This window comes from Gemmatimonas sp., from assembly GCF_044345575.1.
Taxonomy (GTDB): domain Bacteria; phylum Gemmatimonadota; class Gemmatimonadetes; order Gemmatimonadales; family Gemmatimonadaceae; genus Gemmatimonas.
This window is the reverse complement of record NZ_JBIJAW010000142.1, coordinates 1-8270: the sequence shown is the minus strand read 5'-3', so window position 1 is coordinate 8270 and position 8270 is coordinate 1. Positions and strand designations below refer to the sequence as shown.

Sequence of the window (8270 nt, the reverse complement as noted above, 5' to 3'; positions counted from 1 at the left end):
CGCGCGCGTGCTGGTCGCGATGTGTGGCGTTACGGATTCGCGCACCCAGCGTTCCGACACGACGGTCTTTCCCTGCCAGCGGCCACTCTGCAGCCACAGCTGCCAGATCTTTGCCAGGTCGGTCGCGTCGAGATAGAGGCCCCCCTCGGTGTCGATGGCGCCCGAGGTGGTGCGCTTCCAGTGCCACTGGGTGATGCCGAGCGGCGCGAAGAGATGGCGCGCCGCGTACTCCTCGATATCGACGCCGGTGGCGCGAAAGAAGATGTGCGCGAGCAGCGCGCTTTCGCCGCTGCTGTAGTTGAACTGGGTGCCCGGCTCGCGCATCATCGGCCGGTCGATGGTGAACTTGACCCAGTCCGGGCTCGCCTCGAGTGCGCCTGCCGTGTTGCGCGGATCGCTATACGGAATGCTTTCGTTCCAGTCGAATCCACCCGACATCGTGAGCAGGTGACGGATGGTTATGCGCCGCTTGCGATCGTCGAGATTCGCTACGGTGCTGGTGTCCCAGTACGTGAGAATCGGCGTGTCGAGTGCGGGAAATTCGCCGCGGGTGACGGCCACGCCGATCACCGCCGATGCCACCGTCTTGGACACCGACTGCAGCGTGTGCAGCGTGCCCCGCCGATACGTCGGGTGCCACCACGGGTTGAAGTAGTTGAAGGGCCCGGTGGGGTCGTGCGAATTGTTCAGCGACGAACTGGCGCGCGACGAGTCGCCGTAGAGCTTGTCGTAGTCGCGCGGATACTGCTTGTTCATCACGATCTGGCCACGACGAATGACCACCATGCGGTCGATGTTGCCGTACTTCCCCGCCGTGATTTCTGCGTCGAGGCTGTCGAGGACGGCGGCATTGAGACCGACCTTCGACGGGGTCGACGTTGGCCACGTGAACGTCGTTGGCTGGGCGCCGAGCGAGGAAGCCGCAAGCAACGCGAGCGCAGCGGCGGAGAAGGAGAGGCGGCATGTCATGGCCGTATTCTACTGGGCGGCAGCGGCCGCGGTGAGGGCGCTCGCCGCGGAATCAGCGCGTCCACACGGCGATGGCACCACACCCGGTCATGCCCATACCAAGCGCCGGTGGTACCTGACCGGATGCATAGATCTCCATGGCCAGCACATCGTCGGGGCGCACCATGGCGTCGAGATCGGCGAACGAGAACGGCGCACTGCCGAAGTCGGCGAGGAACATCGCGAACCCGTTCAGAAACAGTGACGGCAGACAGCGATCGCTGAACAGGCCACGCATCGCGACGTTCTGCTGTAGGCCCACACCGCGCGAAACGCGAACACCGGGGATTGTCCACAGCAGGTCCGAGAGAAAGATCGGCCGGCGGCGCTCGATATCCTTTTCGGTGATGAAGCGGCCGATACCCATACGCTGACGCTCCGCCAACTCCTGCCGCAGCGAGTAGCGCTGGTAGTTGGCCAGCACCTTCACGGTATCGAGCACCGACCGGAAGCTGTGTAACCCGACCTCGACCCGCGGGGCACCGTCGATGGCGTTCACCAGCAGGCGCTCGGGGTAAAAGCCCATGGCCCGTACATCAAGCGTGCGTGAGCCGGCGGGGACCGCGTCGAGCAGGAACTCTCCCTTGGCATTCGTGCGCACCGATGGCCCGTCCGGGACACTCACCGTGGCGTTGGCGATGGGTTTGTTGCTGCCGTCTCGCGTGACCACGCCGGCGACGCGCATGACGGTGGCCGAACCGAGATACAGCAGCTGGTGATTGAGCGCATCACCCACGAGCCGCACGTCCACACGGTCGGTGCTGTCGTTGGGCGTGTGGACCGCGAGCTGCACCACCCCTTCGCGCGGCACATCGCACACGCCGTACCACCCATTGGCACCAGTCACCGTCCGACGAAGCACGCGGCGTGGCGTCGCTGTCCGCCGACCGAGGTCAATCTCCGTCCACTCCACCTGCACCGACGCGTCGGCCACGGCGGCCCCGGTGCGCACGTCGTACACGGTGCCCATGAGCAACGTCGCGTCACGGCCCGCCGCGCCGGTCCCGCACACCGCGGCGCGGATATGCGCGGCCGACGGGACGGCCAGCAGCAGGTCCGTCACGTCGGCATTCATGCGCACGGCGCGCACGGGCGCTTCGATGCCCAGCATGTCGAGACGCGGGTGGTGGAAGCCGACCCGATAGCGTCCCGGAGCCAGATCAGCGAACTCAAAGCGACCGCGGTCGTCGGCAATGACCGAGCGCGCGCCGCTGCTGGCGTCGTCTTCGAGGAGTTGCACGACGGCACCGGGGAGCGGGAATCCGGTGAGACTGTCGTGTACGAGTCCCCTCAATCGCAGGGAGCGCGGCGCGCGCAGCGAAGTGCCATCGGCGATACGCGGCACGCCAACCGCTGGAGTGTCGCCAGTCGGCAATCGTAATGGTGCAGCGGCCAGTGCGTTGACGGCGAGGACAGCCACGGCCAGGAAACCACGATACACCGCACACTCCGGAAGGGAATCTCTGGGGATTGTACCCCGCTCGCATTCGTGGAGCCAGCGCCGCCTGACGGCAGCAGGCAGTTCGGGCTATCCGTCATCACGGATCGGGTGAACGGCGTCACGGCGCGCTACAATTAGGCGCACCAACACCCCGAGGAGAGGCGTGTGACCACCGGCGTCCCTATCTGATGTTTCCACCGCAACTGCGCTCGCTCGTCGGCCTGGCCATTCTGGTGGGCATCGGCTGGGCGCTGAGCCGCGACCGCCGCGCCATCTCCTGGCGGCTGGTCCTGTGGGGCCTGGCGTTGCAGTTGCTCTTTGGCGCCCTGGTGCTGCTCACGCCGGGCGCCAGCGGCTTTTTCGGGTCGGTCAATGAGGTGCTGTTGCGCATCATGGCCTTCTCCGATGCCGGGGCGAAGTTCCTCTTCGGCGACCTGGTGTTCAACAACATCCCGGTGGGCGAGGGCACCGCGGGAGGCAATGCCCCCATCGCCCCCAGCACCGTGCAGGCGGCGCGGGCCGGTGCCTACTTCGCGTTCCACGTCCTCCCCACCATCGTCTTCTTCTCCTCGCTCATGGCGGTGCTCTACTACCTGCGCCTCATGCAGCGGGTCGTGCACGGCGTCGCGTGGGTCATGCAGCGCACCATGCGCACGTCGGGCGCCGAAACACTCGCCACGGCGGGCGGGATCTTCCTGGGCCTCATGGAGACCCCGCTGCTGGTGCGTCCCTACCTCGAGCGGATGACCCGCTCCGAGCTCTTTGCCCTGATGGTCGCCGGTCTGGCCTCGATCAGCGGTGGCCTGCTCGTGGCCTATGTGGGTCTGCTCTCGCCGTTCTTTCCCGCCATCGGTGGTCACCTCGTCTCCGCGTCGGTCATGTCGGCCCCGGCGGCGCTGGTCGTGGCGAAACTGCTGTATCCCGAGACCGAGGCCACCGAGACCTCCACCACGCTCAGCGTGGAGTCGGAGCACACGGCCGACGTCAACGTCATCGACGCGGCAGGGCGCGGGGCTGTCGAAGGCGCCTTTCTCGCCATCAAGGTGGGCGCCATGCTCGTGGCCTTTCTCGGCCTCCTCGCCATGCTCAATGCCGGCATCGGCTGGGTGGGCTCGCTGGCTGGCGCACCGGAGCTCACGCTGCAGGGACTGCTGGGGCGCGCGCTCGCCCCGCTCGCGTGGGCGATCGGCGTGCCGTGGCAAGACGCGCAGACCGTGGGGGAGCTGATCGGCGTGAAGACCGTCCTCAACGAGTTCGTGGCCTTCCGCCAGCTGGCGGACCACCTGCAGGGCACCGGCGCCCTCGCGCCCCGCTCGCTGGTGATTGCCAGCTACGCGCTGGCCGGCTTTGCCAACTTCGGGTCCATCGCCATGCAGATCGCGGGCATGGGAGAACTCGCACCGTCCAAGCGCGCCCTGCTGGCCCAGCTTGGTCTGCGTGCTCTGCTCGGCGGAGCGCTGGCCTCGCTCATGACCGCGACCGTCGCGGGCATCCTCTACCCCGGGTGACGTCCTCGGTCCTCATCAGCGGCACGCTCACCCTCGACACGATCGAGCGCGGCGAGGTGATGCACCGCGATGTGCCCGGCGGCTCGGCGCTCTACGCGGCGGCGGCGGCGCGCCTGTGGATGCCGGTGCAGGTCACCGGCACCGTGGGCACCGACTTTCCACTGGACGTGCTCGACCTGCCGCAGGTGAATCACGACGCCGTCGAAGTGCTGTCGGGGCCCACATTCCGGTGGCACGCGCGCTACACGGATGATGGGGCGCAGCGCATCACCGTCTCACGTGAGCGCGGCGTGGCGGAGGGACGACTGCCGCCGGTAGGTCTGACCAGCGTACCGCGCGCGATACTGCTGGGGAGCACGCATCCGCACGTACAACGGCACGTGCTGCGGCAGTGGCCCGATGTCAGTGTGGTGGCACTCGACAGTATGTCGCACTGGTGGGCCAACGAAGGCGTGAGCCTGCGCGAGCTGCTGCCGCACGTGCACCTGCTCTTCGTGGATGACGAAGAGCTGAACGTCGCGACCGATGGGAGTGGCGCGGTCGATGCGCTGCATGCCCTCGGTCCGGCGATGGTGGTGGTGAAGCACGGGGCGCGCGGCGCGACGCTCCATCGTCGCGGCGCGACGCCCATCACGATCGCCGCGTGTCCCGTGGCCCGGGTGGCCGATACCACGGGCGCCGGGGATGCGTTTGCCGGCGCACTGGTGGCGTTGATCGCGTCCGGGGCCGCGCCCCACGACGACGCCGCGCTGCGTACGGCACTGCGTATGGCCGCGGCGGTCGCGGCGTTTGTCGTCGAAGGCTACGGCATCGAAGGGTTGCGGCGCCTCACGAGCGCCGAGGTCGAGGCAAGAGCGCAAGGCTGAAGATTCACAAAAGGGCGGCACTCCATTCACCCGAGTGAAGTGCCGACCTGTGATGCCAGAACTTGCTTGTTTCGCAGAGGTCATGTCACCTGACCGGCCACGGCGACACGAGCACCATTCGTTCAGAAATACCTGATCGCGCGCACCTTGTACGCCGTACCGCCCGGCCCCTTGTAGCCCGGCCCATCCCCGCCGGAGGCGAAATTCAGCGCCCACACGTACGCGGGGAACGGATACGACGGATTAGACGACTCCTGATACTCGGATGAGGACCAATACCACGAGCTAATTCCGGGTGTGTCCTCCAGCTGAAAACCGCCAATCTGTACGCGGCTGATCCACAGTTTCCTCAACTCATCACGGCTCGGCAACACCCAGTCGGCGTACCCACCGCCCCGATATTCGACCGCCAAGCGGGCAGCAGCGAAGGGCCGCCCAGTGGCCTCAATGGTCTGCATGATGAGGCGGGTGTTCGGGGCGCCGTCGCCAAGGCCCAACGCCAAGGAGAATACCGGGTCGAACACGGTCGTCTGCTCGGCGGGGACATAGATTCCCTGCTGCCACATCACACCGCGGTCCAGCGGGTAGTAGCCCGAGGTCGAGTTGATCGTCTGATCGATCTCCGCGGCGATGATGCCATGCGGGCGGGACGCCTCCAGCGCGCGGCGACAGTGCATATGTGGAACACTCCTCGACTCACCGCCTGAGGGGTTCACCCAGCTTCCCCCTAGACCGCAGGAACCGAGTTCATCACCGTCTCCTGTGATACCGGGCCCCGACTCCCGAAATCCGCCGTCCGGCAGAGTGACCACACGATCGGCGATATAGCCAGGATCGCCCGGCTGGAAGATGTAGGCGACGACGCCACCGCCGTACCGGTCGCCGACTTGAAGATTGTTCTGCGTCCCGGCCGTACCATTGGCAACCGCGGCGTGCGCGTCGAGTTCCCTTGGGCTGGTCGGTTCTGACGGGGAACAGCCAAGTGTGGCGAATGCACCTGCGATCAGCACGATGTGTCTCGGACGGAGCTTCACGGATTTCTTGAGGTTGGATGTGGAGGAGGACGACGAGCGGAAGACTTGCGAGGGGCGACGCGTGTCAGCGTCCGCGGGGGTAAGGAGGCGCCACGCTTCCGAGTTACGACGCAAGGGGAGAGTAGCGCCACGGCATCAATCACCCGTCAAGCGCCATTCGAATGGCAGAAACGCAGAAGGGCGGCGCCCCACTCTCCCGAGTGAAGCGCCGCCCTTCTGCATGACCTCCTGCCACTACGCCGCCGTCAGTTCCCCGCCGGCATCGTGATCCCCGCCGCGGCGAGCTTCTCGCTCATCGCCTTCTGACGCGGCGCGAAGGCCTTCGCCTCGGCCATCGCCGCATCGAGCGCGGCGCGTGCAGCGGCGGCCTGCTTCACCAGCGCGTCGCTCGGCGTTTCCCACACCGACAGCATGTTGCTCTTGGCCGTGCCCACACGCGTGAGCACGTTGGCATCGGGGCCGGCGGCACCACCACCAAAGCCGCCGCCACCGCCGAAGCCACCACCGAACGCGGGCAGCCCCACGCCGAACTTGGCCTTCAGGGCGTCGAAGTCCTTCCGGAACTGCGTCCACTCGGTCTTCACGTCGGCGCTCAGCGTGGTCGAGCTATCCACCTTGGCCGAGATCGCCACGATCTGCGCCTGCAATGCCGACAACGGCGCGGCCGCCTTGCTCCCCTCCACCTGCGCGCCGTGCAGCTCCATCGCCTTCGCGTTGTACGCCACACGCTGCTCGGCGGTGAGCTTCACCTCGGGATCCGCCACCAGCGTGAGCGGCTTGCGCGCCACTTCCTTGCCGTCGATCACCAGCGCCACCGTGTACGTGCCGGGCAACACGAGCGGGCCCTGGTTGCCGCCACCGCCAAAGCGGAAGCCGCCACCACCACCCTGCCCGCCCGCCGGCGCGCACGGGTTGTCGGCCAGGTAGCCCACCTCAGGCAGCGGCACCGGATACCCCGGGATCGCGCGACGTGGCGTGGGGAAACCACCCGGTCCACCACCCTGCCCACCACCGGCGCCACCACGACCGCCACCCGGCGCCGCCGTGTTGAGCTCCGGGACCGGCGTGACCCGCTGATCCCAGCACACGGTCTGAATACCAGCCACGTTCTTCGCCGCCGACACCGCGAGTTCACGCACCAGCGCCCCGCTGCCGTCGAGCACGCGCAGCATGGGGTTCTTCACCGGCGCCTTGAAGTAGAGCTGCATCACCGCTTCCGTCGGCGGGTTCTCGCCGGTGAAGAACTGATGCCCCCAGAACTCGTCGTTGCGGTCGTCCTTGCTCTTCCACTGCAACTGCGGGCCTGGCGTGAACAGCGCGGCCTCCGCCTTCTGCGCCGCCGCATACTCCTGAATGGGCTCGAGATGATCGAGAATCCACAGCGAGCGGCCATGCGTGGCCACGATCAGCGCGTTGTCGCGCGGATGAATGGTGAGTTCGTCCACTCGCACGGTCGGGAAGTTGGCCTTGAGCCGGCGCCACGACTTGCCCTTGTCGAGCGACAGGAAGATGCCCGTCTCCGTGCCCACGTACAGCACGTCGGCGTTCTTCGTGTCTTCGGTAAGCGTCTTGATCACCTCACCCTGCAGCCCGTTCGTGATCGCGGTGAACGTGGCGCCGAAATCGCGCGACACCCACACGTACGGCGCGTAGTCGTTGAGGCGATGGTTGTCCACCGTGACGTACACCACACCGGCGTCGAAACGGCTGGGCACCACTTCACTCACGAACGCGTGCCCCGCCGGGAAGCCGGGGAGATTCTTCGTGATGTTCGTCCATGTCTTGCCGTCGTCCTTCGAGACACTCACCGTGCCGTCGTCGGTGCCGGTATAGAACACGCCGGCCTGCTTGGGGCTCTCCGCGAGGGCCACGATGGCGGGCCACTGCGAAATGCCGTCGTTGCGGGCGATGGTGATGTCGGTGCCCTTGAGCCCCATCGTCACGATGGAATCGCGCGAGGCGTTCTGCGTGAGGTCGGGCGAAATGGCCTCCCACGAATCACCGCGATCACGCGAGCGGAATACCTTGTTCGCCGCCGCCATCAGCACGCCGGGATCGTTGGGCGACAGCATGAGCGGCGTATCCCAGTGGAAGCGATACGCTTCGCGCGGCTGTGCGTTCGTGACGTTCTGCGCGGTGGGGCGGATCTGCCGCGACTCACCGGTCACCTTGTTGCGACGCACGATGTTGCCGTCCTGCGACTCGGTGTACACGATGCGCGAGTCGCGCAGGTCGGGGATGGCCACGAAGCCGTCGCCGCCGAGGATCTGGAACCAGTCGTAGTTGAAGATGCCACGGTTCTGCCGCGACGCGCTGGGGCCGCACCAGTCGTAGTTGTCCTGCATGCCGCCGCACACGTTGTACGGCCACTCCAGGTCGTAGCTCACGTGGTAGAAGAGACCCACGGGCAGGT

At 66.8% G+C, this 8270-nt stretch carries 5 protein-coding genes and 1 pseudogene; 2 read left to right on the top strand and 4 right to left on the bottom strand.

All coding sequences use genetic code 11. The features are described 5' to 3' along the window. Positions 1-969 (bottom strand): serine hydrolase domain-containing protein (locus ACIQ6O_RS09710; RefSeq protein ID WP_396207591.1); only part of this gene is annotated, 969 nt, incomplete at its 3' end. 52 nt (positions 970-1021) lie between these two features. Continuing rightward, positions 1022-2428 (bottom strand): carboxypeptidase regulatory-like domain-containing protein, encoded by a 1407-nt coding sequence (locus ACIQ6O_RS09705; RefSeq protein WP_396207590.1) that lies wholly within the window; start codon positions 2426-2428, stop codon positions 1022-1024. A 209-nt stretch (positions 2429-2637) separates the two neighbouring features. Between ACIQ6O_RS09705 and ACIQ6O_RS09700 the strand changes: the two genes are divergently transcribed. After that, complete coding sequence (locus tag ACIQ6O_RS09700) at positions 2638-3957, top strand: NupC/NupG family nucleoside CNT transporter (protein WP_396207589.1); 1320 nt, start codon at positions 2638-2640, stop codon at positions 3955-3957. Further along, positions 3954-4823: a PfkB family carbohydrate kinase gene (locus ACIQ6O_RS09695; RefSeq protein ID WP_396207588.1), complete on the top strand. Its 870-nt coding sequence runs from the start codon at positions 3954-3956 to the stop codon at positions 4821-4823. The genes ACIQ6O_RS09700 and ACIQ6O_RS09695 overlap by 4 nt, the downstream gene beginning before the upstream one ends. A 122-nt stretch (positions 4824-4945) precedes the next feature. Here the strand turns inward: ACIQ6O_RS09695 and ACIQ6O_RS09690 are convergent, their stop codons facing one another. Next, positions 4946-5833, bottom strand: coding sequence for a hypothetical protein (locus tag ACIQ6O_RS09690; RefSeq protein WP_396207587.1), 888 nt, complete (start codon positions 5831-5833; stop codon positions 4946-4948). 269 nt (positions 5834-6102) lie between these two features. Then, positions 6103-8270 (bottom strand): annotated as a pseudogene (locus tag ACIQ6O_RS09685) (hypothetical protein); the annotation flags it as partial.